This is a genomic window from Paracoccus amoyensis (assembly GCF_014490725.1).
GTDB lineage: Bacteria > Pseudomonadota > Alphaproteobacteria > Rhodobacterales > Rhodobacteraceae > Paracoccus > Paracoccus amoyensis.
Genome location: NZ_JACOQL010000008.1, coordinates 1 through 25,705 on the forward strand (window position 1 = coordinate 1; position 25,705 = coordinate 25,705).

A 25,705-nucleotide genomic window follows, 5' to 3' on the forward strand; every position below is an offset into this window, starting at 1 on the left:
CCGTCAAGGCAGCTCTTGGATTGGCGGTGATCCTGTCCGCAGCGGCGGGCGGGCTGTATCTGACGGATCGCATTCTGGCGCGACAGAACCCGGCGGCACAGTTTTCACAACGGGATGACGGGCCACTGAAGGTTGAAACCATCCCGGTCGAAATGACGACATTTTCCGAAACGATCCGCGCCGTCGGCACAGCCCGCGCCCGCCGCGCGGTCGAACTGATCCCGGAAGCCAGTGGGCGCATTTCCCGGATCGCCTTTGAATCCGGGGATGAGGTGCAGGCAGGTGATCTGCTGCTGGAACTGGACAGCCGCGCCGAACAGGCCGATCTGAACGCGGCCGAAGCCACCGTGACCGAGGCACAGGCCGCATTCGCCCGTCAGGAACGGCTGAACCAGTCGGGCAGCGCATCGGATGCCACCTATCAGACCGCCCGCGCCGCCCTGCTGCGCGCCGAGGCCGAACGTGACCGGGCCCGTGTCGCGCTGGAAGATCGCAGCCTGCGCGCGCCCTTTTCCGGCATCACCGGCCTGACCGATCTGGTTGAAGGGCAGATCGTCGACACCTCGACCGCGATCACCACGCTGGACGATCTGTCCGTGATCGAGGTCGATTTCAGCGTCCCGGAAACCATGCTGCCCCGGCTGAAGCACGGCCAGCGGATCGACCTGACTTCGGCGGCCTGGCCCGACCGGGTCTTTCAGGGCAATATCACCCGCATTGACACCCGCGTGGACGCGGCCACCCGGTCCATCGCCCTGCGCGCCGATATTCCAAACGATGATCGCGCGCTTGCGGGGGGCATGTTTCTGCAAGTGGAACTGGTGCTGGACGAACATCGCCGGCCCGCCATCCCCGAACGCGCCCTGACGGTCGAAGGGGACCGCAATCTGGTCCTGGTCGTGCAGGACGGCACGGCACGCCAGATCGAAGTGACCACCGGCCAGCAGCTTGGCGGTCTGGTCGAGGTCATTTCCGGCCTTGATCCCGATGCCCGCATCATCGTCACCAACCTGCACCGCGTCATGCCCGGCATGAGCGTCGAAGAAGTGGTTCAGGAACAGATCAGCGGCGGCGCGTCGCCCGCGCCCTCTTCGCCGGCCAATGTCTCCGCAGTCGAAAAATCCGGAGGCAATGGATGAGCCTGCCCGACCTGTCATTGCGCCGTCCGGTTCTGGCCATCGTGATGAACCTGCTGATCGTGCTGATCGGCGCCGTCGCAATGACACGTCTGCCGGTGCGCGAATTGCCCCGGGTCGAGGCAGCCCAGGTCACGGTCCGCGTCACCTATACCGGTGCTGCCCCCGATGTGGTCGACAATCAGGTCGCCACCGTCATCGAAGGGGCGCTGGCCGGGATTGCCGGCATCATCTCGATGGCCACGGAATCCGAACGCGGGCGGATGCGCACGGTTCTGACCTTTGACACAAACCGCGACATCGACAGCGCCGCCAATGATGTCCGCAACGCGGTCGACCGGGTCATCAACCAATTGCCCGAAGAGGCCGAGCGTCCGCGCGTCGACAAGAACGACAGCGAAGGCGACCCGGTCGTCCGGCTTGGCCTGTCCAGCCCGAACATGACGCCGCTGGAACTGTCGGATTATGCCGACCGCTTTCTGGTCGACCGGCTGGCCCGCCTGCCCGGCGTGGCGAATACCGTGATTTATGGTGAACGCTCGCCCTCGATGCGGATCTGGCTGGATCGCGCCCGGATGGCGGCCTACGGGATCACCACCAGCGACATCATTTCGACCTTGCAGGCCAATAATATCGAACTGCCCGCAGGCGAAATCGAAACCAGCGCCCGGCAATTGCAGGTACTGGCCCAGACCCGCTTCGCAACCGCCGACACCTTCCGGCAGGTGGTGATCCGGGATGCGGGCAACCGCCCCTTGCGTCTGGGCGATGTCGCCCGGATCGAAGAAGGGCCGGAACAGCGCGAGTCGATCTTCCGGTCAAACGGGGTGATTGCCTTGGGACTGGGCGTGCAGCCACAGGCGCAGGCCAATACCGTCGCCATTTCCGAAGCCGTCCGGGCCGAACTGGACCGTATCCGCCCGACCCTGCCTGCGGGTATGCAGATCACCGTCACCTCGGACGAGGCGGTGTTCATCGAAAGCTCGATCCATCAGGTGATGAAGGTCTTTGCCGAAGCCGTGGCACTGGTCACGGCGGTGATCTTTCTGTTCCTTGGGTCGCTGCGGCTGTCGCTGGTGCCGGTGGTCACGATCCCGATTTCAGCCTTTGGCGCAGGCCTTGCGATGATGGCGCTTGGCTTTTCCATCAATATCCTGACGCTTTTTGCCCTGATCCTGGCCATCGGCCTTGTCGTGGATGATGCCATCGTGGTGCTGGAAAACATCCAGCGTCACCGCGCCATGGGAAAAACCCGGGCCGAGGCCGCCCGCGCCGGCGCGTCACAGGTCAGCTTTGCCGTCATCGCCACCACCGCCGTGCTGATCGCCGTTTTCGTGCCGGTCAGCTTCATGGAGGGTGAGATCGGCAAGCTGTTCGCGGAATTTGGCATCACGCTGGCCGTGGCTGTCGCCGTATCGGGTTTTGTTGCGCTGACCCTGTCGCCGGTTCTGGCCGCCCGCGTCATGCCGCGCGAGGACAGACCCAACCTGCTGACCCGCAGCGTCGACCGGGTGATCCGCGCCCTGGAACATGGCTATGACGCGATCCTTGGCAGGATGATCGCCCGGCCCGTGCCAATTCTTGCCATCACCGCCTTCGCCATGGCGGCGTCCTTTGCCGTCTATCAGCACCTGCCCCGGCAATTGACCCCCGACGAGGATCGCGGCCAGATCCGCATCACCATCACCGCCCCGCAGGGATCGAACCTTGCCTATACCGATGCCGTTACCCGTAAGGTCGAGGATCTGCTGATCCCCCTGCGTGACGCGGGCGTGGTCCAGAATGTCACCGCCATTGTCGGCACCTGGGGTGAATTGCGCCGGTCGCTGCTGCTGATCAACCTGTCCCCCTGGGAGGAACGCGATATCAGCGTGGAACAGGTCATCGCCGATCTGCGCCCGCAACTGGCCGGCATCACCGAGGCCGCGACCTTCATCCGCCCCGCAGGCGGGCTTGGCATTGGCGGTGCTGCGGGCAGTGTGCGCTGGATGCTGGGTGGTCCTGATATCACCCGCACCGCCGCATGGGCCGAGGATCTGACCACGCTGCTGGAAACCGATCCGCGCCTTGCCTCGGTCGAAATCAGCTATGCCGCGAACCAGCCCGGTGCCAATCTGGAAATTGACCGCGCCCGCGCGCAGGATCTGGGGCTGGATGCCGAAACCATCGCCCAGACGCTTCAGGTGTTGTTCGCATCGCGCACGGTCGGCGAATATACCAATGACGGGCGGCAATATCCGGTGATCCTGCAAGCCACGCCCGAGGATCGCGATTCCGTGCAGGACATGTTGTCGGTGCTGCTGCGCAACAGCCGGGGCGATCTGATCCCGCTATCGGCCTTTGCAGATGTGCAGACAGGCGCCACCACCCCCGAAATCAACCGCTACGACCGGCTGATTTCGGTCGAAATGGAGGCCGATCTGGCCCCTGGCACCGATCTGGCCCGCGGGATGGAGGCAGTCGAAGCCGCCACCGCAGAGTTGCCCGCAGGCGCGGTTCTGGCATGGGAAGGACAGGCCGCCGATTATCTGGAAAGCTCTGGCGGGATCGCGACGGTCTTTGTCATGGCGCTGAGCATCGTGTTTCTGGTCCTTGCCGCGCAATTCGAAAGCTTCCGCACGCCGCTGACGATCATGCTGACAGTGCCGCTGGGCCTGGCCGGGGCGGTGATCACGCTGCTGATGACCGGGGCGACGGTGAATATCTTTTCGCAGGTGGGGATGATCCTGTTGATCGGGATCATGGCCAAGAACGGCATCCTGATCGTCGAATTCGCCAATCAGCTGCGCGAAGCGGGCAAGCCCTTGGTGGATGCCGCCCGCGAAGGTGCCGTCACCCGCCTGCGCCCGGTTCTGATGACCACCATCGCCACGGTTCTGGGCGCAGTGCCGCTGGCCCTTGCCTCGGGTGCGGGCGCGGAAAGCCGTCAGGCCATCGGCGCGGTGATCGTGGGCGGGCTAAGCCTTGCCTTCCTGCTGACGCTGTTCCTGACCCCGGTGATCTATGTGCTGATCGAAAGCATCCGCATGGGACACCCGAAGGAGGAAACCGGAAAGGTTCCGGCAGAATAAGGGAAAGCCAGAGGCCAGCACCCAAGGCGGCCGTGGATTGCCATGACGGCGCCGTCCGCGCGCCCTCTGCCCGGCTCAAAGCAAGGTTACTGGCCCGGAAACACAGTATCCCCGCCTTTGTTTCCGGCGAGCCCATAGCTGCAATTCCTGCCGCGCATCGTCAGGACCGTCGAACCATTGACGACATTCCTGCCCCGCTGCGCCAATACGCCCCCAGTTGCGGATCAGAACGACCCCGCCCAGCAGATCCGGGCTGATCTCCAACCGATAGAACCGGGCCATATTGCTGTCTGGGTCAATGCGGGTCAGCAGCATGGGCGCCCTTGATGCAAGATGCCGGATGGCATGTTCACAGCCCTTTGGGCCACAGATTGGGCCACAGAAGATCAGGAACATGCTGGCCGTGATCGGTCTTTGTTCCATTGCAAGCCAAACTACCAGACACACATAAACAATGCAATTTATTCCTCATAGCCGCACCATATCCACCATCTGCGGATCACTTGCACCTTTCCTTTTCGCGCCACTCATCCCCGATAATGTTCCCTTATCGGGGGTGAGTGTTTAACCCCTCAAACCGGCTCTGTCGGCCCAGGACAGACACTCGAACGCGGCGTGGCAACCCGTGCCTCCTCTTTGGTCACGACCTGCGCATCAGGATCGGGGTCAAGAGGCTGGCGGGCAAAAGCCAGACAGCGTGCCAAAATCCGCCAAATTCCATAAAAACAGCTACAAAATCACGCCGGTGACGCAACATAACTTAAGGATAACTTAAGGAATCGTCTGTTAAATCAGCTAACAGCGGAATAACAAACAGGCACAGGGTCATGATGCGAACCGAACATCATATCGACGCCAGAGGCTCTGAACTAAACGCGCGGGAAACCGCCAGCGGGTCGCAATTTTTGCATGCGAAACACTCGCGAAATATCAAGGCGTCAATCCGCCGACGTATTGTAGATGTCGAAGTAAACGCTATCGCGTGCTGTAATCTCTGTTAATTCACCATCAAAAGTTAATGCGCTGTGAAATTTACTCGGGCGCATCTCGTGAAAACTTGCTGGACAAAAGGAAACGGCATGCAGTTTCGGGATCTCTTACTTGCTATCCCCGGCCTGATCAGCCCGATTGCATCGCAGGCGCGGCCCGAAGAAGAGGTCAAGCTGTCGCGATTGACGCAAACCGCGATTGCTGCGGCCAGTCCAGCGGCACTGGCTGCTGCCGATCAGATACAGCCCCTGGAAGCGTCCCTGGCACAACGGGTTCATTCACCGCAGGCATTCTGGTCTGACGTGCCCCCTGCCCCCACCGAAGCCAAAGAAACGGCACGCGCAGCCAGCGATGAGCAGATGTTACTGCGTACGGCGGCCCTACAGCTGTCTCAAGATATCCCCGGCCTGATGTCGAACCCAATGTCGGCTCCGCCCTCCATCAAGCAGGCACGGATGGAATTGGCAGAAAGTGCCAGCGCCGCATCTGCAGATATCGATGATGCTTCGGACCTGCTTGCGGCATGGGCCAGTGGCAAGGGCTCTGGGCTGTCTTTCGCCAGCGAAACCATTACCACCCCCAGTGCACCCGCATCTGTCGGCATCACAGGTCAGTCAGAGGCGCTGACCGGGCGCGACCTGCAAGACAGTGTCAGTCAAGCGCTTGAACACCTGCCTGATGACTTCAAGCTTGCTGCCGTCACAGAACCCAAACCAGAGCCAGAGACCCTGACGCCCGTTGAACCGGGTGGCGACACATCGACAGATCCGGATAATGGCGGGGAAACCCCTGTCGTTACCCCGCCGACCGATAACGAAACAGAAACGGGATCAGGGAATGGCGATATTGATCCGCCTGTGACCACGCCTGAAACCCCTGTCCCGACAGACCCGGAAACAGGAGAACAGGGCGGCGGCACCGATCCGGGTGGCGATGGCACAGCTGAAACTGCAACCGAACTGCCCGCCCGGGACGAAGCCCTGACCGCCGAAGCCGGGCGTGTCGCAATCATCACGCCAGAGGATGCAGGCGACATCGCCAGCATCCGTATCCTGACCCAAGGCGAACACGGCCATGTCAGCGTCAACCCTGACAACAGCCTTGCGCTTGTCTTTTCGGAAGATCCCGGCGATGCGGATGCCGTAAGCTTCAGCTACGAAATCACCTATGCCGACGGCAGCACCCGCGCAGTCAATACCGAAGTTGCCTTGACCGCCAGCCAGCAAAAAGCGGGCTGGTCTCTGGGCGATACCTATATGCTGGAAACCGATGCCGACGACCGGTTGGTGATCGAACATGGCGACAACCATCGCAAGGTCTATATTACCGGATCCGAAAGCGGGCTGACCGCCGCCGACATCGCCAAGGCCGAAGGGATCGGCGCCGACAAGATCACAGCCGCATGGCTGGAAGCCCATCCCGAATATGGCGGCAGTGAGGATATGGCCCTGGCCCCGGACCTTGGGGTGAAATTGTGGTACGGCCTGACACATATGAGCAAAGGTCCGACCTCGAATTGGCTGTTGCTGGAACGTGGCTATCAATATGACGATCTGGGTCGGCTGGTTCATCGGGGCAGCGAAGGCGAAAGTGCGCTGCATCCTGTTGTGATCGAAGCTTATGGCACAGGCGCCGCACCGATCGTGACGGACACCCTGAAAGTCTATCAATACGACAGCAAGCATGTGGTCATTCGCGACCTGAACATCGATGGCGGGTTCATGGCGCTGCAAGGTGCAAACCTGCTGCTGGACAACCTGCGCGCGACCGGCAAAGAGTTCAATATCCAGAATGTGGATCGTATCACTGTCCGCAACAGTGAAGTCATGGATATTTCCCACGACGCACCGGTCAATGGGTCAGACTATTGGTCGCCCCATCTTAACCGGACGGGCGGGCTTTACATGGCCAAATCGGGCGGTGTGTTGATGGAAGGCAATTTCTTCGACAAAAATGGCTGGCGCGAGGGTTACGATTACAACCTTGCGGGCGACAAGCCGATGCCGCCCAGCATGTACAGCCATAACATTTACATGGATTACAACAATCTCGACGTCACATTCCGAGACAATATCACCATGCGCGGGGCATCATTCGGGGCTCAGATCCGGTCGGGCGGTTTCATCGAAGACAATGCCTTCATTGACAATAATGCCGCTGTAAACTTCCTGGGCGGAAACTATCGCGATGCAGGTCCGATTGGCCATTTCACGCTGTTCATGGACAACCTCATTACCTCTGCCGGTCATAAGCGAGTGGCGGCGCATCAGGGCGCATTGTCGATGGGAATCGAGGATAGGGCCCGGCAGTCATCGCTGATCGGAAACATTATTGCCCATCTGGCCGACCCGAACAACGCGACGGAACAGGCGGAAAAACACGTCACCCACAATCCCTATCTGCGCGGGACCGATACCTATTACGACGACACCATCATTTACAACTGGATGTCTCGGGAGGCTGCTTCAAAGTCTCCAACTACGAATACCGGTATTCAGGGGTTGGATGGCGCGGCCCTGAATCAAGCGACGATCCAGAAATTCGCAGCCCAGTTGTTGGGGAAGGACACGGCCACGATTGGGGATCTGGCCGACTATCTACGCGATCAGGCTGATGGCAAACTGGATAGCGTGGTGGATGCCGATGTCATCAACCAGTTTTTCCAGACGGCGTTTCTGCTGATCGGTGCAGAACAGGTGGCGGCGGCGCAGGAAACCACTGCACGCTTCATCCCTGACGATCGTGGCGAAGGGATGAGATGGGACAACAAGCTGAACTGGTCCACCGGTGAGGTTCCGGATGCCGGGACGATCGACCTTGGTGGAAACCGCGTGCTTTATTCCGCCAAGACCACTGATGTGGATGATTTTGTCTTTGGCAATTTCGGACAGTTCAAGGTCAGTTCTGGCCGGATCAATATCGACGGGGATATTTCGGTTGGCGACAAGGGTGGTCTGTTGCAGATCACCAATGCCGGCCAGGTCTGGATCGCGGGCTATCGTGATGCCGACCTGCTGAAAATCCATGCTGATGGCGGGCGTTTTGCCAATACCGGCGCCTTTGTCGGTAAGACCGAGCTGAAAATCGGCGGCGACGCACAGGCACTTCTGGCAACTGCTGGAAACAGTTTCGATCTGAAGCGCAACAGCATGCTGACGGTCGAAAGCAGCAAGGCAAAAGTCGGCTTTGATGGCGACGATGGCGCTGTCGCCGTGCTGCGCATGCATGATGGGTCGACGACCCAATTTGTTGCAGAGGCAGACGGGCTTGGGCAGATCCGGGAATTCCGGTCTGGCGCGTTCGGCGAAAGCACGGACGTGACTTCCGGCGTCGTTCTGAATGGCACCTTGCGCATCAACCTGACCGCATGGACCGAAAGCAAGGCCGCGGCCAATGTCGTTCTGATTGATGCCGATCAGTTGCTGGGCAATTTCGACGACATCAAGATCGCAGGTCTTGGCCAGAACCGCGATGCCCTGCTTCGGATCAATTACACCAATGACAGTGTCATTCTGGTTCTGGGCGAGGCTGGCAAAGGAAGCGGCAACATCCGGACATCCACCACAGGCGATGCAGATTTCATCGACTATTCAAATGATGGAGCCTTGCAGGATCTGTGGGATGCGCTGCACAGCGACAGTGCGCCCGTCATCAACAACCCATCACAGGATCTGGGCCTGACCGAATAAGTTTCGCATGCGAAAATCGGTCAGGGCGCATCGTTCAGCCGCGGGTTTTCAACCACTGGGCCAGTTCGCTCAACAGATCATCCGTCACCTCCGCGCCGGTCAGGACAACCTTGCCGGCGCGTCCTTTTATCTGCAGCCCCGGTTTGATGTTCAGCGATATGTCGGTCGAAACGGGCTTTCGTTCACCTGCGGATTTCGGGGGCATCAGCGCCGCGTCCAGAATGGCGCGTTCCTCTGTCGCATCGCTTGGGCAGGCTGCCTGCAAGGATTGCGCCAGCCGCGCGGCCAGTTTCTGATCCTGCTCGATCCCCCTGACCAGGGCAAGGCCCAGCTTTTCCGGAATAGCTTCAGGGAAGCGCAAGGCGGGACCAAGCGCCTGATGCAAGGTCACGAAATTCAGGATCTTGGACCTCTTTGGCGCTGGTGCATGAACAAACAATGCTTTCACCGCCGCCGCCGGGCTGTCGAAAACCCCGATCCGTGCCGCTTCATACGCCAGCCGCCCACGTTCATAGAAGGACAGATCGGCACGGATTTCATTTTCTTCGACCATCGCCAGATAGGCCTCCGGCGCGCTGTCAAAGGGGCGCAACAGCGCCCTGACCCGACCGAAGCGGGCATCGTCACCCGTTTCATTCAGCAAGGCCCGCAAGGCCGTCAGACGCCGGGCCCCCGAAATCAGCCCATAACGACCATCCGTTTGAGCCACGACCTCGATCGGGGTCTGCTGACCACGCGCGGCGATACTGGCTTTCAGCGCAGCCATGTCTTCGACATCCATCTGCATTCTGTCACGATGCAAATGCCCCATATCCACAGCCGCCACCGGCAGATCAACCAGCAGGCGGCCGGTATCCCTGGCCATGCGCATCTCATCCGCCAGGGCATCCAATGCGGCCCGCGTCGCCGCATCTGCGGCGACCCTTGCGACGGGGGGGGCAGGCTGAGGGGTGGCCGGTTGGGGCTGTTCTTCGGACACCATGCCAAAGGCACTTAACCGTTTGCGTTTTGCCATCTCAGACCCTCCTGCCCGCTCGCGTGGCGATTTTCGCGTGCGAAACCCTCATGCCTCACGCTCCAATTCTTCGCGGCGCCAGATGCCCAGCAGCAGCGATTTGAAAGCTGCATAGGTGCGGTCGAATGTCTCGCGCCCGCGGGCATAGGTTTCGCGGTTGAAGTCACGGTAATCCGCCTCATAGATGCCGTGAACCTGTTCACCCGCCTGCCCGATCAGCGCCGTGAAATCCTGCCGATGTGGTGACAGGGTCTGGCCCAGATAGGATTGGATCAGCCCGGCCATTTCAGCCTGCTGGCTGGCGTCATAACGCGTCATCACGGCCCGCACGGCATCCCATTCGAAATGCAGTTCGTCCCGGCCAAGGGCGCGGGCGGCGATGTTTTCGCTGTCCTCGATACTGGCGAAGGTCGAATGCAGCATGTCAAAGAAACGACCGGTGGAATCGAATTCAAGGAAGGATGCGCCGAACGGCACCAGAACGATATCGGCCGCCGCCAGGCCATTGATGGTCAGATAGCCAAGGGCAGGGGGGGTATCAAGGAAGATCAGATCATACTGGTCCAGCACGCCATCGGCGGCCAATGTCTCGGTCAGGGCATCCCATAATTTCCACCCGCGCGATGCCATGCGCCAGACCGGGATCTGGAATTCGGCCCAATACAGATTCAACTGCGCCCCGATCAGGTCGATATTGGGCCAATGCGTCGCCTTGATCAGATCACCGGCCTTGATCTTCAGCGCATCGGCCAGGCTGTCATCCATCGCCACCGGTGCCTCGCCCCGGTCAATGCGGCGCTGGTTATCGACACGCAGGGTTTCACCATAGTGGCGTGCCAGCAGTGGAAAGACGGTTTGCCATTCATCCTCGATCTGCGTGCCGAAAATAGAGGTCAGCGACCCTTGGCTGTCCAGATCAATCATCAGCACGCGATAGCCGTCCAGCGCCGCCGACATGGCCAGATGTGCACAGGTCGAGGTCTTGCCGACGCCGCCCTTGAAATTGGCAACCGCCACGATCTTGGCAGGCAGATCCTTGGGCCGGTAGGGCAGGTATTCCTTTGACTTCGACCCTTGGGCCCCGAAATGGGCGCGCAGGCGCAAAACCTCGTCCAGGGTGAACCATTTGGCGCCGCCTTCGGTCTCGGATCGTCCCTGCGGCAGGTCGGGGCGTTGGCGCAGCACGCGGCGGAAATGCTGCGGTGCGATCGGGATCAGATACTTCGTGATTTCCCATGTCGAAAACAGGCGAAGCTGTTTGCCGTCACCGTCCTGCAATCCACGCCCGACAAGATCCTGACGACCGCGCCGATAGTTGGTGGCGATCTGCGCCAGCCCATCGGTGCCGGTCGGATCGCCCAGCATCGACAAGGCTCGGTCGGGCGAAATATTGAAATAAGGAGGGGTGTCCTGGCTGTTCATATCATCTGCCCGTCTGCCTGATCTTTTGTTCATTATAGGGTGCCGTGTAACGCCTTTTGTGCATCATACCAATAAATGCGCTACATGCGAGGTATTTCGCAACATTTATCCCCTTTCTCAGCAAATTCCGGGCGTTCCACGAGTAAAACCGTTGCAGATCCGTCAGCCCTGCTGGTTAGAATCCAGTTATATAGTAGTTACGCATGATCCGGATGACCGTGATTTCCGGATAGTCTTTTGTTCTTCAGGCATTTTTTAGCTGGTCGATAATCATCAGATGAATCTGATCCCACGATAAAGCGACTCTGATCCCCCGACAGGGTGACTCTGATCCCCCGAAAGTTTTTGCCCCGATGCGGTCGCATCGCTGGACCGGTGATCTGTGGATAAGTAGGATGGGTGTCAATGAAACGACGAATCCGGAAAGGGGGCAGAAGACACCCGAATACCCGGATGACATGGCTGAGCAGCAGCCCGACAAGACCGGCACAGACTGGCGGCGGGAGAGAGACAGGAAAGGGCAGGGGATGGTCACATCATCTCCGGCAATGGCCGCGGGCGAGACCCGGCTGATGCAGGATTTCTTCGTATGCGATTTTTTCGCCGCCGTGCCCAAGCACGATCTGGCCTCGATGGAGCATCCGATCTTTTCACTGTCGACCCGACCTGACCGCCGCGTGGTCAGCTATGAACATAACGGGGCGACGCTGACGGTGACGCCCAGTGTCAAGGGGCGGGCCACGATCTTTGACGCCGACATCCTGATCTTCTGCATCAGCCAGTTGATGGCGGCGATCAATGCCGGTCGGGCGGTGTCGCGCAAACTGACCCTGACCGCGCATGATCTGCTGCTGGCGACGAACCGCGAAACCTCGGGCGATGGCTACAAGCGTCTGCGCGACGCGTTCGAGCGTCTGGCCGGCACCCGCATCACCACCAATATCGTCACCGGAGAGCATGAGGTCACGTCGGGCTTTGGTCTGATCGAAAGCTGGGAGATTGTCCGAAAGACCCGCGCGGGCCGCATGGTCGCCGTGGCCATCACCCTGTCGGAATGGCTGTTTCAGGCGGTATTGTCGCGATCCGTCCTGACGCTCAGCCGTGATTACTTTCGCATGCGAAAGCCGTTGGAGCGGCGGATCTATGAACTGGCGCGCAAGCATTGCGGCCGCCAGCCGGAATGGACCATCTCGGTTGCGGTGCTGGCCAAGAAGACCGGCTCGACCAGTCCGGTGCGTGTTTTCCGCGCGATGCTGCGCGACATGATCCGAGAAAACCGTTTGCCCGATTATATCCTGTCCGAAGAACCCGGCGATATCTTGCGCATCACCCCTCGCACGGCTGTGATCGAGGCGGGCGAGGGCCCGCATTTGCAGCCCGAAACGCTGGATGAGGCGCGCGCCCTGCGCCCCGGTTCAGACGTCTATGCACTGCAGGCGGAATGGCGTAACTGGTGGGCCGCAACCGGCCGCCCTCGTCTGCGCAGCGCAGACAAGGCGTTTCTTGGCTGGATCAGGACACGTAAAGAGGACTGAGATGGACAATCTGGGCGCTTGCGTCTTTGCAAGCTGGCAGCCGGGGATCGGTGATCCGACGCCGTTGGGCTGGCTGACCGTCATGCTGTATGCGCTGGTCGCGGGCCTTGCCTTCCGCGTCGCCGGCCGGGTGAGCTTTCCACTGGAAACGCGCTGCCGCGAACGCAGCTTCTGGATGATTGTCGGCATCCTGATGGTGCTTCTGGCGGTGAACAAGCAGCTGGATCTGCAATCGGCGCTGACCGCCACCGGGCGTTGCCTGGCCAAGATGCAGGGCTGGTATGAAGACCGGCGCACCGTGCAAAAGGATTTCCTGATCGGTCTGGCCGCTTTGGCTGCCGTCTTTCTGGCGGCCATCCTTGCGATGTTGCGGGGCAGTTGGTCGCGCACAGGACTGGCGGTCGTCGGGCTGGTCTTTGTCTGTGGCTTCGTGATGATGCGCGCCGTGGGCTTTCACCACTTCGACAAGATGCTGGGCGTGCCGGTCATGGGGATCCGTGCCAACGGCATTCTGGAATGGACCGGACCGGTCCTGATCGCCATCAGCGGATTTGCTCTTCTCCGAAAGAACAACTTTTCGCAATCTGTGTGGTGAGGATATGGCTGATCCTTGGCAAGTCGGGCTAATGTCGTCCGGTATTTTTTTTGTGTGGTAAGTGATCATGGCTCGTATCCCCTTCAACAAACCGTCTTTGGTCGGACGTGAATTCGCCTTGCTCGAAGACGCGCTTGGTCGGGGGCAGCTTTCGGGGGATGGCCATTTCACCAAGCTCTGCAATGCAGAGATCGCCGAACTGACGGACGCGAGCACCGCGCTGCTGACGCATTCCTGCACGGCTGCGCTGGAAATGGCTGCCATCCTTTGCGACCTTGCCCCCGGGGATGAGGTCATCATGCCCTCCTTCACCTTCGTCTCGACCGCCAATGCGGTGGCATTGCGGGGGGCGGTGCCGGTCTTCGTGGATATCGACCCCGATACGCTGAACATCGACCCAAGCCAGGTCGAAGCGGCGATCACCCCCAAAACCCGCGCCATCTTTGCGGTTCACTATGCAGGCTTTCCTGCCGATATGGACGCTTTGGCCGATATCGCCCGCGCCCATGACCTGCTGTTGGTCGAGGATGCCGCGCAGGCGCTTGGATCGACATACAAGGGACGCAAGGCAGGCAGTCTGGGCGATATGGCCGCCTTCAGCTTTCATGAAACCAAGAACATCATCAGCGGCGAAGGGGGGGCCCTGACCGTCATGCGCCCCGACCTGATCGAACGGGCCGAGATCATCCGCGAAAAAGGCACCAACCGGTCGCGCTTTCTGCGCGGACAGGTCGATAAATATACCTGGGTCGATATCGGGTCGTCTTTCCTGCCGGGCGAGCTGGTCGCAGCCTTCCTTTATGGTCAGCTTGAACAAGAGCCGGCGATCCGCCGGACGCGGCTTGGGCTGTTCGACCACTATCACGCGGCTTTCGCGGATCTGGCCGCGCGTGGCCGGGTTGCGTTGCCGCGTCAGCCAAAAGAGACGACGGGCAACGGCCATATGTTCTATCTGCTGATGCGCGATATCGAGGACCGCGACGCCTTCATCACGCATTTGCGCGACCATGACATCATCGCCCCCTTCCATTATGTCCCCCTGCACAGCGCCCCCGGCGGGCGGCGCTTTGGCCGCGCCGATCATGACCTGCCGGTGACGGATGAAACCTATGCCCGGCTTGTCCGCCTGCCTTTGTATTTCACGCTGGGCGATGAGATAGACCGGGTCATCGACATCTCGCGCGCATGGCTTGGCGCAAACGCCTGAGGTTCTGAATGGCATATCTGAGTGAAGAGGCCCTGCACGGCATGGGATTTGCCGCGCTTGGCCGGAATGTGAAGATCAGCGACAAGGCGGTTTTCTATGGAACCGGGCAGATGCGGATTGGCGATAACAGCCGCATTGACGATTTCTGTGTCGTTTCGGGTAATGTTCAAATGAAACGCAACAGTCACCTTTCTCCATTTTGTCTTGTGAATGGTGGCAAGGCTGGGATCTCTATCGGTGAATTCACTGGGTTGTCCTATGGGGTCAAGGTTTTTGCACATTCGGACGATTATAGCGGCGAAGCTCTGATAGGCCCCACGGTTCCAAAGGAATATACGAAGGTTCATGCTGCATTCACCGATATTGGCAGGCATGTCGTGATTGGTGCAGGCAGCATCGTCAGTGCCGGTGCAAGTATCGGAGATGGTTGTGCAATTGGGGCTGCGACACTGGTTCTGCGGCCTCTGCCAGCCTGGGGAATTTATGCAGGCGTTCCGGCGCGAAAGTTGCGTGATCGCAAGCGCGACCTGTTGCAGCTTGAACAGGAATATCTGGCCGGGGAAGGCTAAGCGTGGCGGGACAGCGGAACTATATCATCTACACCTGGCCCTGGTCTGAAACCAATGGCGGGGTCATATTCATGCACCATCTGGCGCATGAGCTGAACCAGATGGGGGAACGCGCCCTGCTGTGGCGGATCGGACCGATCATTCCTTTGGGGCCGCGCGGCTGGATGCGCTGGCGGCTGACCCGTAATCCGATGCTGACCAACCCTTATCTGGATACGCCGATCGCCCGCCGCCGCGATCTGACATCGCAATCCATTGTCGTCTATCCTGAACTGGCCCCCGGCAATCCGCTGAAGGCTGCGAATGTCGTGCGCTGGTTGCTTTACAAGCCTGGTCTACGACACCCATATGATTTTGGTCAGGATGAGATGTTCTTCAGGGCGGGGGCAATGTCGGATCTGCCTGAAATCACCGGCGGTGCGCCCGATCTGTATTTGTGGAAGATCAATCCCGCCTATCGCAATGAAAACCGGCCAGATCGCAAAGGCGTCTGCTATCTGGTGCGCAAGGGCGATGCCAAACCCCGCATCCCCGAAACCGAAGCCGCAGAGGCGATCCAGGTCGATGGCATGTCGCATGAGGAAATGAACGAGATCTTTAACCGCTGCGACACGTTCTATTCCTATGACGAGGCGACGATGTATTCGCAATTCGCCGCCATCGCAGGTTGCACCAGTATCGTGGTGCCAGGTCTGTTCAAATCGCGCGAAGAGTGGGCGACGCAACATGCAAAGGCACGCTACGGCGTCGCATATGGCAATTCGCCGTCCGAGTTGGAGCATGCGCGTTCAACTCGCGATCAAATGATCAAAGATATACGCGCGCGCGAAGCGGAAGGCGTCAATACCGTGCGGCGCTTTGTCGATCTGACCAGGCGCCGTTTCTGGAACGAATAAGGAAAACAATGGTGGCCTTGTCGACCACGGATCTGCTGCGCCGGGCCATGCCCAAGATTGCCGGACCCGGTAATCTGAAACTTCGCCTGCGGGTCTGGCTTGCAGCCCTGGCCAACCGCCGCCAGTTTTCGGCCTTGGCGGGCGATCCGTCGCCCTCCTTGCAGATGATGGCGCGGGAACGGCCGGCTGTGCTGGCCGGGCCGCTGGTCTGGCCCTATCTGTGCGCCGGCTGGGACGCGGATGAGCGGTTGAAACGGATACAGGCGCATTACCGGATCGTGGACCGGCTGGGCGCTCCTTTTCCGTTTTCAGCGGATGAGCGGCTGGTTCTGGCAGACCTGGATGCGACCTATCCCGGTCTGCGCATCGTCCTGGACCAGCCGAAATGGTTCATGCGCGAAGGGGGATTGACGCTGAACCTGTTCGTCGATGATTTCCGCGCCTATTCGCTGGCCTTTTCCTTTTCCGACAGTGCGGATGGGCAAGAGACGACCGAGCAGGGATCTGGTGGGCCGGAATCTGGTGGGCAGGGGATTGATTGCCTGATCGGGGCCATTCAGGGGCGTAACACCGATGAGGCGGCAGATCTGTATCGCGACCTGACCAAGGCCGCGCATGGCCTGCGCCCCCGCGATTTCCTGATCGAGATGTGCCGCATCCTGTGCCGCCACTGGAATGTGCGGACCCTGCTGGCCGTGCGTGACAGCGAACGGCACCATCGCCACCCCTTCTTTGGCGGCAAGAAGATCGCGCCACAGGATTATGATGCCATCTGGCAGGATCGCGGCGGCGCACTGGCCGGCCCGCATTTTTACCATCTTCCAATTGAATCCGAACGCCGCGATGAAAATGATATAAAGCCGAACAAGCGGTCGCTATACCGGCGCCGTTACAAATTCCTTGATGGGCTGGAAGCCGAAATTTTCCAGACCTTGCCAAAGCTTGCACCGGTGCGATTTGCGGATCGATAAGAAACCAGATGCTGACCAATAACCGTGACCGTAAACTTTTGCGGGCCATCACACGCTACCAGACCTACCGTGATCGCCGCGGTATTCTGTCACGCCTGACATGCATGTCGGGTAAGGCGGGACATAAGCTTTGGTCGCTGCTCAGCGCATCCGACATTCACCGTGACGCGCAGATTTCGCCTGATACACGCATGCCGCATCCGATGGGGATCGTGGTTCATGCAGGTGCCGTGATCGAGCCGGGCTGCCTGATCATGCAACATGTGACTGTGGGCCAACTAGCTGATGGTGGCGCGCCTTATATCGAAAAAGGCGCCTATCTGGGTGCCGGCGCCCGGGTGCTTGGGTCGGTCCGGATCGGGGCGGGCGCACGGATCGGGGCGAATGCCGTGGTTCTGAAGGATGTGCCGCCCGGTGCAACCGCTGTCGGAGTTCCGGCAAGGATCATTCCGAATATTCCCGTTCCCGACCCAAATCAGGGCTGATGATCACATGACAGGGTGGAGCGTTTGCATTGCAACCCTGAACCGGGCTCAGTCGTTGCGGCGCGCTATTCTGCATGTACTGCAACAGACGATCCTGCCAGATCAGATCGTGATCGTCGATGCCAGCACGGACTGGCAGGACAGTCACGCGGCGATTGCAGCACTCCTGGCCGGTCATCCGGCGATCCGGCTGGATTATGTGCATAGTGTGGTCCGTTCCTCTGCGACACAGCGGAATGTCGGGATCGCGCTTTGCACCGGCGATGTCATTTTCCTGATCGACGACGATTCCTTCCTGTATCCGGACTGTGCCGAACAGATTCTGATGCTTTATGATGCCGATCAAGGGCAAGAGGTTGCGGCCATCCGCGCCGACCTGACGGATATTCCGCCCGTCTTGTCCATTGACGAAAACCGCGTTCTGGAACGCAAGAAATCCGGCAATCGCGGAGAGTTGGAGCCGTTGAAAAATGCGGCTCTGGGCAGTCGGTTTGGCCGTTGGTTCCATCGCAGGGTTCTGATGCAAAGCATGCAGGAAACCTTTCTGCGCTATGATGGGCCACGCCTGAAACCGCTGCCCGCCGCATTGCTGGCGCTGAATGTCGACACGGTTTCCTTCATGCCGGGATGTGCGATGACTGTCAGACGGGATATCGCCATTGCCGAACCCTTTGATGCCGCATTGCGCTATTACGCGGCCTATGAAGATGTCGATGTCAGCTATCGCTATGCAAAGCACGGGCATGTGCTGTTCACGCCTCAGGCAAGACTGCATCATTTCGAGGTGGCAGGCGGGCGTATGGATCGCAAGAAGATCATCGCGTTTCAGTTGCTGAACATGGTCGTCTTTCTGCGTCGTCATGCCGACAATTCAGATGACTGGGTCAGCCGCTATCAGGTGATGATGTATCGCCGGTTGCTGGGGGAATTCCTGAAGGACCTGCTCAGCGGGCGGACAGGGTTTCCGCAGATGCGGGGCGTGTTGCTGGCGCGTCAACATTGGCGTCGGCTCTGGGCCGTGCCTGTCGATCAGCTGGACGATTATTACCCGGAATTACAGCGCCACATTCTGGAGCGGTTGTAGCGCCGGCTGACTATTCGGACGGATCGGGTGGCAAGGGCATGGCCACGCGCCGCCGCCGCTGAATGCTTTCAAAGCTGTCGGCGGCGATCTGCCCCAGAACCTGCCGCTGCAAGCGGCCCTGGTTTGTCTGCAATCTTTGCAGATGGCTGTTCATGCTGCCCAGGCGGTTGTCGATTGCCTGACGTTGCCATGCATCGATCTGGCCGTTGATGTCGCCGCTGCGCAAACGGTTGGCGATGGGCCAGATGGATTTCATGGCCTCGGTCGCCGCCAGATCGTTTTGCCAAAGTGCATCCGGAATGGATTGCAGAGCCTTTGAGGCCGCTGTGCCATAGCTGTAATAGGCCTGACGCGACAGGCGCCCGACATGCCAGGACATGTTCGACAACAGCCAGCGCGCCGCAGACAGCAGGTTCCGATCGTCAGCGTCGGGCAGGTTGTTCAGGATCGTGTCGAAATGGGTGAAAAACGCCGTCAGTTCTATTCCGGTCGATGCCATGGTCTGGCCGGGGCGGTTGATGCGATGATAGCAGATGATCGTGTTCAGAAAGCCGATGGTTTCGGCCTTCATGCAGACAGCCCAGTGGAACGGGTTATCCTCGAAAAAGAAATCGCCTTCGGGAAAGCGCAGCTTATGGGCCTCCAGAAAGTCGCGACGATAGAATTTTCGCCAGGGCACGGCGATAAAGGTCAGGGCCTGTGCCCGCAGCGTGTCCAAGGGCGTCTTGCGATCCAAACCGGACCATTTCTGGAAATCCGCCGGCTTCTTTGTCGCCTGTTTGGATTGGTCAAATTCCAGATAGTTTGTGAAAAGGATGTCCGAGGGGTGCAGCGTCCAGTGGGCGCGTGCCTTGTTGAAGCCTTGAATATCGACCCAGTCATCGCCATCGACGAAGAAGACTGTATCGCAACTGGCGGCATTCAGCCCGATATTGGCCCCGATACCGACCCCGCCCATCGTATTGGTGCCCAGATAGATGGGCTTGAACGTCACCCCTTCGGCAAAGGGGTTTTGCGCGGCGAAAGCCTGAACATGTTCCACCGTGCCATCATTTGAGCCATCATCGACCAGAATGACCTCGTCCCCGGCACGGGCGACGGCGGCGACGGAATCCAGACAGTGCCCGATATAGGGCAGGATATTATAGGTGGTGATGATAAAGCTGATGGTCATGTGTCAGGCGCCTTCCTTCAGCAGAAACCGGACAATGGCGTCGGCACGATCGGGCCGGGAATGGGCAAAAAGACGGAATTCATCGGGCGTAAAGTCCAGATAGGCATCAATCGCCAGGCGGGTGAATTCCGGGATCAGGTCTTCATCGACCTGCTGCAGGTTCCAGCGAGAGACATTGTCGACGAAATGGATGAATTCCGGGATCAGAATGGATTTGCCGGGGGTGTTCCTGATCTCTTGCGTCAGGTCTGACAGGATGCTGCGCAGGCACAGCCGTTCTGCCCCCTTGCGGCTGGTCAGATGGTGTGTTCGCTCGCCCACGATATGGGTCGCACCGATCAGACGGCTGGCCTGAATATGATTTGCACGGGCGAAGCTAAGCCAATGCAGCCGGATATCATTATGCACCGGTGTTTCTGAACAGGTGATCCCGGCATCGGTCAGAAAATCGTGGCGATAGATCTTGTTCCACGGATAGGCGCTGATCGTGCAAAGCGCGGCCTGTGCCGCGATTGACAGCATTTCCACGGCGTTGTTCTTGTCTAGGGCCCGGTCCCATAATGCCTCTTCCGAGGGGAATGTGCCCTGCCGACCTTCGCTTTCCTCGACCCGCGTATCGCTGTGCCGGAAGATGGTGAAATCCGGCATGCCCGCCGCCAGATGTTGGCGCCAGATGATCGGGAAATTTTCGCTCAGATGGTCGTCGGCATCGAAGAACAGGATATTCCCCGAGGTCGCGGCCGCCAGACCCATGTTGCGGGCATGGCCGGCACCACGCTGCCGATCCGAACGCAGATAGATCAGACGCGCGCCCAGCCGGTCCTGCGAAAAGCCAAGGGCTTCGGGATGGCATTCCAGATCCGAGGCGTCATCGGCGACGATGATTTCGGAAAAGACGCCCAGATCCGCAATCTGGCCCAACAGGACGGCCAGGTCTTCAGGCAGGTTCCAGACCGGAATGATGATGGACAGATCTTCCTGTACGCTCATGCGGATCACACGACGAAGAAACGCAGATCCAGCAGGTTCAGATCAACATCGCTGCCCTGGAAGAACAGGATCAGATCGCGCCATTGCGCCTGACGCGGCAGGTCTGTCAGTTTACTGATTTCCAGAACATCCAGATGCGTGCTGGTCTGCGCGAATGACACCATGGTCTTGGGGAAGAACGTGTCAACGAACTGTCCGTCCTGACCCGAACGCAGACAGATCCGCGTGGTAAAGGAAGATGGCGCCTGACTGCGCGCGACCACACCGATCACGGCAGCATCGCCAAGATCAAGCGGCCCCATGACAAGGTGCATGGCTTGCCAGCGTGCCGGGTTTTTACCGGGACGAATCCGCAGTTTCAGCAGGTTTGCCGCGCTGGCCTCATATTCGCCGGTGACATTTGCATCGGGATCGGTGGACAGGAATACGCCGTCGATGATCGGTGTCTGCTCAGCCGCGATTTTGCCCCGCCCCTCATACGCGCGCAGCATTTGCAGCGAAAAGCGAACCTGTGCATCCGGACCCAGAAAGATGTTGTCTGCCATGTAAAGCTTTCAAAGTGCCAATGGTTTATCTGCTCTTAGTCAGGATATTCTCGATAGACCAGCGGAAGTTGCTCCGAACCGGCCCATCGGGCCTTGGCAAGTGGATTTACGGCGGATATCTGAACCGCGATGAAAATTGATCGGAAACTGGCGCTGTTTTTGGACGGCAGATTGACGGCAGATCGTCTTGTGACGGCGGTCGATCTGGGAACCGTTGGCGTCAAGGATGGGCGCCATCTGAATCAGGTGCTTTTCGAAGAAAACAGCCTGCTCGGCAGCGATGTAACTGGGGCAGGTGCGCCCGTTTTTCTTGGCGGTGGCAGCTATATGAATGCAGGCGGCTATCTGCGGGGGCAGGTTTTCATTGGCCGCTTTTCCAGCATCGGGCGGCGCATCACGATTGGTGCCGGCCATCACCACATGACGGGCCTTTCGACCTCTCCGGCATTGTCGCGCGGCACACCGGGCAGCGGTTACACGCGGGAAGAAGCCGAAATGCTGGGTGTTGCCCAACATACGCAGAAAAGCTTGCCGGTGGAAATCGGCTGCGATGTCTGGATTGGTGATGGTGCCGTCATCATGCCGGGCGTGAAAATTGGTCATGGTGCGGTCATTGGCGCCAATGCTGTCGTGACCAGGGATGTTCCAGCCTATGCCATTGTGGCGGGGGTGCCGGCCAAAATCCTGCGATACCGCTTTCCGGAACAGATCCGAGAGGCGTTATTGCGGTCCGAATGGTGGGAATATTCCATTGTGCAGTTGCAAACCCTGCCGATGCGCAATGTTCTGTCCTGCCTTGAGGCGTTGCAGGACTGGCCTGCGGCCGATGAGGACCACTACCAGACCTTTGCCACCGGACCCGGCACGCCCGGATAACCTGTTTTCGGTCCTTAGACGGCTTCGAACAGATAGGTTGGGGTGACGTTATAGCGCCGCGTGGGGCGATAGCCCAACGGTTCCAGACAGGTCACCAGATCATCGAAGCTTTGCCGATTGATCGCTTCGGCGATGATCAGGGGTTTATGGCGCATGATGGTGATTGCGGCCCCTTTCATGCAGGCGACCTCGAACCCTTCCACATCGACCTTCAGCAGGTCCAGCCGCTTCAGTTGCAGCGAATCCAGTGGGATCACCTGGACATCGCCACCCCTGTCCAGGTGGATCATTCTGGTGCCGCTGTTATGCTGTGCGGAGCCCCCGATGCCCGAAGCCCGCGCAAAATCACGCCCGACCGCAGCATTGATGGGGCGGACGCTGTCGGTCAGGTCATTCGCCGCAATATTTCCCACAAGCCGGGCATAGGTATCGGCATCCTGTTCAATGGCATAGCCCTGCAGACCAAGAATAGCGCCCAAAAAGACCGTATGGTTTCCCACATGCGCACCCGCATCGACGAAAACCCAATCCGGCATGGCGCGATGAAAGATTTCCGTCAGCAGTTCGATTTCATAAAAAGCACCGGTTTGTTGGATGACCCTGGTGATGTGGTCGTCTGCATCAAGCCCGACAAGTTTGGCTTTTTTTCCTCCAAACTGCAGAAGAACATCGACGGGCAAGACAGCACCTCACAAAAAAATCTTACTTAGCCCACCAAATTCTTGAACTTCCTGCAGGGCTTCGATGGGCAAACTGTTTGTGACACTGTGATACAGAGTCTCGATATTTGGCAACTCTTTCATCCAGTTGGCATCGCGGGCGATGCAAATCATCGGGTAGTGGTTGGCATAGGCATGACGGGCAAAGCGGATATCGACATATCCTGATGAGCCGCGCATGACGTCCAGACCCGGCATTTGTGCGCCTTTGATATGGATCGTGCCGGTGCCCAGTTGATTGACACGCGCAGCTGCATCCAGACCGCGATAGAAAACATGCACCAGACGGCCACTGCGGCTGCGACCGTCATAATAGTCGGAATAGATGACGCCATGCACACCCAGAACCGGGTTTTCCAGACCGGTTGTCTGACGCAGATGGATCATCCCGTCAGTGTAATCCGCTGGATAGATGATGTCGTCATCACACAGAAAAACATCGTCATCATCCTGTGCCTCGAAGCAGAATTTTCCGACATCTTTCAGGTCTTCCTGCGGAAAATGGAAATTGGCGTTCCGGATGCCTCGCAGGGATCTTGGCACGTCGGTGTATTCGTTCAGCGCGATATTCAGCACATCGACCTGCACCGCGATCGAGATCAGCGCCGGCAGACAGGATTCTTCCCGTGCGGGATAGGTGGCGACATTGGCGATACGCATGTTCGATGATCCTATGATGTGATCGAGATCAGGCCCTTGGGCGCCCGATAGATGCCAACGGCGTGGGTGATCTCTTCGATCTTCTGATCGGGCAGGATGGTTTTTCCCAGAACACGCTGGCGGCCGATGGCTGCGGCATAGGCGCGGCGGGCAGGGGCGCGATAGCCAGCTTCATCCGCCTCGATCCCGGCTGTGCGGGTCAGGGAGGAACTGCTCCACAGACCCAGAACCAGCGGCTGGCGCACGGTGACGATTTCCGACGCGGGCAATCTGCCCCGAAGTTTTTCGTAAAATTCGGAATCTGCACCGCAGAGGATTGAACGATAAGGTCCGAACTGATCATAGATCGGCCGGGCAAACATGATGCTGTTCAGACAGTTGCGCAGGAAGCGGCCGTCCCGAAAGGCGACGATATGGCCATTTTCCTTGATTCGCAGCCAAGATCCCAAGGCAACCTTTGCCTGATGGCGGGTCATTTCTTCCAACTGCGTTGAAATGCGATGCGGCAGGGCAATATCATCCGCATCGTGGAATGTGATGATGTCTCCACGCGCCTCGGCGATCAGATGATTGCGGATATTGTAAGGCCCCTGATTTTCAGTGCCCCGATAGATGCGGACCCGTGGGTCGTCCGCAAATTCGCGCAGCCTTTCCGAGGTGGCATCGTCGCTGCAATCATCGGCGATCAGGATTTCGATGTCCTGATAGGTCTGATGAAGCAGCGAACGGATTGCATATCCGATTGTCTCTTCGGCCTGGTAGGCTGCCACGATGACAGATACCAGCGGCCCATGCGTCATTCCGGTGAATGGCTTGTTTTCGCTAAAGGAAACACGATTCAGGATATTGGCACGATGTTCGCCCAAGGTGATCCTGAACGGGCTGTCAAAGCTGTCCAGATAGTTGTTCAGCTGAAGCAGATAGCTTTCGTCGTCGAATTGCCGCTGGTAATTTGCCCAGATCAAGGCAGCTTCTGTCGTCGGCAAGGACAGGAAGATCATCTCTCCGAAGGATAATTGCCCCCCCCGCTCCAAGGCACGGTTCAGACTGAAAATATCGGTCTCGCCCGAGGGGAACTGATAGGACGCGTTTTTCACGTCGGGTTCACCGATATTGCGCGACAACTGGATCGAGGCATTGGGACAAAGCCCAAGGGCCGAAAATTCCCGCATCATGTTCCTGGCTTCTTCGATCTCGCCAAGGGCCAAGGCGGTATCCAGCATCCTGGGGGCGGTCGTTTCGATCAGGGTGCGATCATGGCGGTGTTGCGCACGGATATATTTGCAGATGCCCCAGGCCGTTTGATAATCTTCCAGCGCCACGGCGACACCCAGCATTTTGGGCAACCAGCCCTGGGGATTCTTGCGCAGGCTGGAATCCATGCTGTCGTTCAGGCTGCTGAGCGTTTTGTTGACCTGAAGATCAGACAGCCGGTAGGGCGGCAGACCCGGAATATCGGTTGCGATCGCGCCATCGATATGGATGATTTCCAGATCGAGCAGGTTGAGAGTGCCTGTCTTCGCCATCTCGATGCAAAAGCGATATTGCCGGTCCGGATAGGTCTGGGCGGTTGTGGCGACCAGAAATTCGACAGTTTTCGGGGTCTTCGTGACGGGCAGATCCTGGGCGATGTTCAGATAGGTTTGCCCGACGCCGTCTTTATATTCGATGATTTTCAGACGAGGTGTCCGGGCGGGTTTATCGGTGATATATTGATAGGTCAGCGCCACCCGATAGCGCCCGGTATTCAGATCGCTTTGGTTGATGCTTTGTTCCAACCGCACCCATCTGTAATCCTGGTTCAGTCGCAGGGCGATGCTGGCGAATGCATTGATCTGATCCTGAAAGATTTCGATGCCCGGCAGGGTCCGATCAGCCGGGTCCAGAGGCTGACTGGCGGACAGGCGCCATGTATCCGTTATCGGGCCTGTCTTTGTCCGAGATTGGGCTGATACGGCGTCAAAAATGGATTTGTCGGAAATGACGCTTGGCATGGTTCTTGCCCCCTGATTTTCGCCTGCGATCGGGCTGCTTCGACGACAACTCTTGGGGGCAAGGCCTTAGCAGCAAGCTTCG

Annotated in this window: 21 protein-coding genes and 1 pseudogene; 13 read left to right on the top strand and 9 right to left on the bottom strand. The window is 59.0% G+C overall.

What is annotated here, in order from left to right; translation table 11 throughout:
- Together H4P12_RS17725 and H4P12_RS17730 are read left to right on the top strand one after the other, a co-directional pair.
- Window positions 1-1,139: efflux RND transporter periplasmic adaptor subunit (locus H4P12_RS17725; protein ID WP_187794963.1), on the top strand; the 1,139-nt coding region annotated here is incomplete at its 5' end.
- Window positions 1,136-4,207, top strand: coding sequence for an efflux RND transporter permease subunit (locus tag H4P12_RS17730; RefSeq protein ID WP_187794964.1), 3,072 nt, complete (start codon window positions 1,136-1,138; stop codon window positions 4,205-4,207). The genes H4P12_RS17725 and H4P12_RS17730, both read left to right, overlap by 4 nt.
- Window positions 4,208-4,282: 75 nt before the next feature.
- On the opposite strand, the gene H4P12_RS17735 is transcribed toward H4P12_RS17730, so the two are convergent.
- Complete coding sequence (locus H4P12_RS17735) at window positions 4,283-4,522, bottom strand: WGR domain-containing protein (protein WP_223115889.1); 240 nt, start codon at window positions 4,520-4,522, stop codon at window positions 4,283-4,285.
- Between the two features lie 764 nt (window positions 4,523-5,286).
- On the opposite strand from H4P12_RS17735, the gene H4P12_RS17740 reads away from it, so the two are divergent.
- Entirely contained in the window at window positions 5,287-8,886 is a 3,600-nt protein-coding gene (locus H4P12_RS17740) for a right-handed parallel beta-helix repeat-containing protein (protein WP_187794966.1), read from the top strand.
- Between the two features lie 34 nt (window positions 8,887-8,920).
- On the opposite strand, the gene H4P12_RS17745 is transcribed toward H4P12_RS17740, so the two are convergent.
- Together H4P12_RS17745 and H4P12_RS17750 are read right to left on the bottom strand one after the other, a co-directional pair.
- The gene (locus tag H4P12_RS17745) at window positions 8,921-9,901 is read right to left on the bottom strand and encodes a ParB N-terminal domain-containing protein (RefSeq protein ID WP_187794967.1); all 981 of its coding nucleotides are present in this window, start codon (window positions 9,899-9,901) and stop codon (window positions 8,921-8,923) included.
- 48 nt (window positions 9,902-9,949) lie between these two features.
- Window positions 9,950-11,323 (bottom strand): AAA family ATPase, encoded by a 1,374-nt coding sequence (locus H4P12_RS17750; RefSeq protein WP_187794968.1) that lies wholly within the window; start codon window positions 11,321-11,323, stop codon window positions 9,950-9,952.
- A gap of 548 nt (window positions 11,324-11,871) precedes the next feature.
- Between H4P12_RS17750 and H4P12_RS17755 the strand changes: the two genes are divergently transcribed.
- The 8 genes from H4P12_RS17755 (at window position 11,872) to H4P12_RS17790 (ending at window position 18,665) form a co-directional block, all read left to right on the top strand.
- Window positions 11,872-12,858, top strand: coding sequence for a replication initiator protein A (locus tag H4P12_RS17755; RefSeq protein WP_425498237.1), 987 nt, complete (start codon window positions 11,872-11,874; stop codon window positions 12,856-12,858).
- A gap of 1 nt (window position 12,859) precedes the next feature.
- Window positions 12,860-13,453 carry an isopropylmalate isomerase gene (locus tag H4P12_RS17760; RefSeq protein WP_187794969.1) on the top strand — a complete coding sequence of 198 codons (594 nt, stop codon included), beginning with the start codon at window positions 12,860-12,862 and terminating at the stop codon, window positions 13,451-13,453.
- 67 nt (window positions 13,454-13,520) lie between these two features.
- Window positions 13,521-14,660, top strand: coding sequence for a dTDP-4-amino-4,6-dideoxygalactose transaminase (gene rffA, locus H4P12_RS17765; RefSeq protein ID WP_187794970.1), 1,140 nt, complete (start codon window positions 13,521-13,523; stop codon window positions 14,658-14,660).
- Between the two features lie 8 nt (window positions 14,661-14,668).
- Window positions 14,669-15,229, top strand: a complete 561-nt coding sequence (locus H4P12_RS17770; protein WP_187794971.1) for an acyltransferase — start codon at window positions 14,669-14,671, stop codon at window positions 15,227-15,229.
- A 2-nt stretch (window positions 15,230-15,231) separates the two neighbouring features.
- Window positions 15,232-16,125 (top strand): hypothetical protein, encoded by an 894-nt coding sequence (locus tag H4P12_RS17775; protein ID WP_187794972.1) that lies wholly within the window; start codon window positions 15,232-15,234, stop codon window positions 16,123-16,125.
- An 11-nt stretch (window positions 16,126-16,136) separates the two neighbouring features.
- Entirely contained in the window at window positions 16,137-17,096 is a 960-nt protein-coding gene (locus tag H4P12_RS17780) for a DUF535 family protein (RefSeq protein ID WP_187794973.1), read from the top strand.
- An 8-nt stretch (window positions 17,097-17,104) separates the two neighbouring features.
- The gene (locus H4P12_RS17785; RefSeq protein ID WP_187794974.1) at window positions 17,105-17,581 is read left to right on the top strand and encodes a serine O-acetyltransferase; all 477 of its coding nucleotides are present in this window, start codon (window positions 17,105-17,107) and stop codon (window positions 17,579-17,581) included.
- A 7-nt stretch (window positions 17,582-17,588) separates the two neighbouring features.
- On the top strand, window positions 17,589-18,665 hold the full coding sequence (locus H4P12_RS17790; protein ID WP_187794975.1) for a glycosyltransferase family 2 protein: 1,077 nt from the start codon (window positions 17,589-17,591) through the stop codon (window positions 18,663-18,665).
- A gap of 10 nt (window positions 18,666-18,675) precedes the next feature.
- On the opposite strand, the gene H4P12_RS17795 is transcribed toward H4P12_RS17790, so the two are convergent.
- From H4P12_RS17795 to H4P12_RS17805, 3 genes are read right to left on the bottom strand one after another with little or no spacing between them, the layout of a single operon-like run.
- Entirely contained in the window at window positions 18,676-19,839 is a 1,164-nt protein-coding gene (locus tag H4P12_RS17795; RefSeq protein ID WP_187794976.1) for a glycosyltransferase family 2 protein, read from the bottom strand.
- Between the two features lie 3 nt (window positions 19,840-19,842).
- A complete protein-coding gene (locus H4P12_RS17800) occupies window positions 19,843-20,829 on the bottom strand; it encodes a glycosyltransferase family 2 protein (protein ID WP_187794977.1) in 987 nt (328 codons plus the stop codon).
- A gap of 5 nt (window positions 20,830-20,834) precedes the next feature.
- Window positions 20,835-21,374, bottom strand: coding sequence for a hypothetical protein (locus tag H4P12_RS17805; protein WP_187794978.1), 540 nt, complete (start codon window positions 21,372-21,374; stop codon window positions 20,835-20,837).
- Between the two features lie 540 nt (window positions 21,375-21,914).
- On the opposite strand from H4P12_RS17805, the pseudogene H4P12_RS19305 reads away from it, so the two are divergent.
- Window positions 21,915-22,080: pseudogene (locus tag H4P12_RS19305) on the top strand (DapH/DapD/GlmU-related protein); the annotation flags it as partial.
- Window positions 22,081-22,264: 184 nt separating this feature from the next.
- Here the strand turns inward: H4P12_RS19305 and H4P12_RS17815 are convergent.
- A complete protein-coding gene (locus H4P12_RS17815) occupies window positions 22,265-22,786 on the bottom strand; it encodes an FkbM family methyltransferase (protein WP_246449371.1) in 522 nt (173 codons plus the stop codon).
- Window positions 22,787-22,792: 6 nt separating this feature from the next.
- Between H4P12_RS17815 and H4P12_RS17820 the strand changes: the two genes are divergently transcribed.
- Complete coding sequence (locus H4P12_RS17820; protein ID WP_246449372.1) at window positions 22,793-22,960, top strand: hypothetical protein; 168 nt, start codon at window positions 22,793-22,795, stop codon at window positions 22,958-22,960.
- Here the strand turns inward: H4P12_RS17820 and H4P12_RS17825 are convergent.
- Both H4P12_RS17825 and H4P12_RS17830 read right to left on the bottom strand, forming a co-directional pair.
- Window positions 22,940-23,629, bottom strand: a complete 690-nt coding sequence (locus tag H4P12_RS17825; protein WP_187794981.1) for a hypothetical protein — start codon at window positions 23,627-23,629, stop codon at window positions 22,940-22,942. The two genes, H4P12_RS17820 and H4P12_RS17825, sit on opposite strands and share 21 nt — an antisense overlap.
- A gap of 11 nt (window positions 23,630-23,640) precedes the next feature.
- Entirely contained in the window at window positions 23,641-25,623 is a 1,983-nt protein-coding gene (locus H4P12_RS17830) for a glycosyltransferase family 2 protein (RefSeq protein ID WP_187794982.1), read from the bottom strand.
- Window positions 25,624-25,705: the final 82 nt, after the last annotated feature.

What these genes read in the sequence shown, in the direction of transcription:
- H4P12_RS17805 (WP_187794978.1), bottom strand. Translation starts at nt 21,374, where the DNA reads ATGGCAGACAACATCTTTCTGGGTCCGGATGCACAGGTTCGCTTTTCG.
- rffA (WP_187794970.1), top strand. Translation starts at nt 13,521, where the DNA reads ATGGCTCGTATCCCCTTCAACAAACCGTCTTTGGTCGGACGTGAATTC.
- H4P12_RS17735 (WP_223115889.1), bottom strand. Translation starts at nt 4,522, where the DNA reads ATGCTGCTGACCCGCATTGACCCAGACAGCAATATGGCCCGGTTCTAT.
- H4P12_RS17830 (WP_187794982.1), bottom strand. Translation starts at nt 25,623, where the DNA reads ATGCCAAGCGTCATTTCCGACAAATCCATTTTTGACGCCGTATCAGCC.
- H4P12_RS17745 (WP_187794967.1), bottom strand. Translation starts at nt 9,901, where the DNA reads ATGGCAAAACGCAAACGGTTAAGTGCCTTTGGCATGGTGTCCGAAGAA.
- H4P12_RS17750 (WP_187794968.1), bottom strand. Translation starts at nt 11,323, where the DNA reads ATGAACAGCCAGGACACCCCTCCTTATTTCAATATTTCGCCCGACCGA.
- H4P12_RS17825 (WP_187794981.1), bottom strand. Translation starts at nt 23,629, where the DNA reads ATGCGTATCGCCAATGTCGCCACCTATCCCGCACGGGAAGAATCCTGT.
- H4P12_RS17815 (WP_246449371.1), bottom strand. Translation starts at nt 22,786, where the DNA reads ATGCCGGATTGGGTTTTCGTCGATGCGGGTGCGCATGTGGGAAACCAT.
- H4P12_RS17790 (WP_187794975.1), top strand. Translation starts at nt 17,589, where the DNA reads ATGACAGGGTGGAGCGTTTGCATTGCAACCCTGAACCGGGCTCAGTCG.
- H4P12_RS17785 (WP_187794974.1), top strand. Translation starts at nt 17,105, where the DNA reads ATGCTGACCAATAACCGTGACCGTAAACTTTTGCGGGCCATCACACGC.
- H4P12_RS17740 (WP_187794966.1), top strand. Translation starts at nt 5,287, where the DNA reads ATGCAGTTTCGGGATCTCTTACTTGCTATCCCCGGCCTGATCAGCCCG.
- H4P12_RS17760 (WP_187794969.1), top strand. Translation starts at nt 12,860, where the DNA reads ATGGACAATCTGGGCGCTTGCGTCTTTGCAAGCTGGCAGCCGGGGATC.
- H4P12_RS17820 (WP_246449372.1), top strand. Translation starts at nt 22,793, where the DNA reads ATGAAAGATTTCCGTCAGCAGTTCGATTTCATAAAAAGCACCGGTTTG.
- H4P12_RS17755 (WP_425498237.1), top strand. Translation starts at nt 11,872, where the DNA reads ATGGCCGCGGGCGAGACCCGGCTGATGCAGGATTTCTTCGTATGCGAT.
- H4P12_RS17795 (WP_187794976.1), bottom strand. Translation starts at nt 19,839, where the DNA reads ATGACCATCAGCTTTATCATCACCACCTATAATATCCTGCCCTATATC.
- H4P12_RS17800 (WP_187794977.1), bottom strand. Translation starts at nt 20,829, where the DNA reads ATGAGCGTACAGGAAGATCTGTCCATCATCATTCCGGTCTGGAACCTG.
- H4P12_RS17770 (WP_187794971.1), top strand. Translation starts at nt 14,669, where the DNA reads ATGGCATATCTGAGTGAAGAGGCCCTGCACGGCATGGGATTTGCCGCG.
- H4P12_RS17730 (WP_187794964.1), top strand. Translation starts at nt 1,136, where the DNA reads ATGAGCCTGCCCGACCTGTCATTGCGCCGTCCGGTTCTGGCCATCGTG.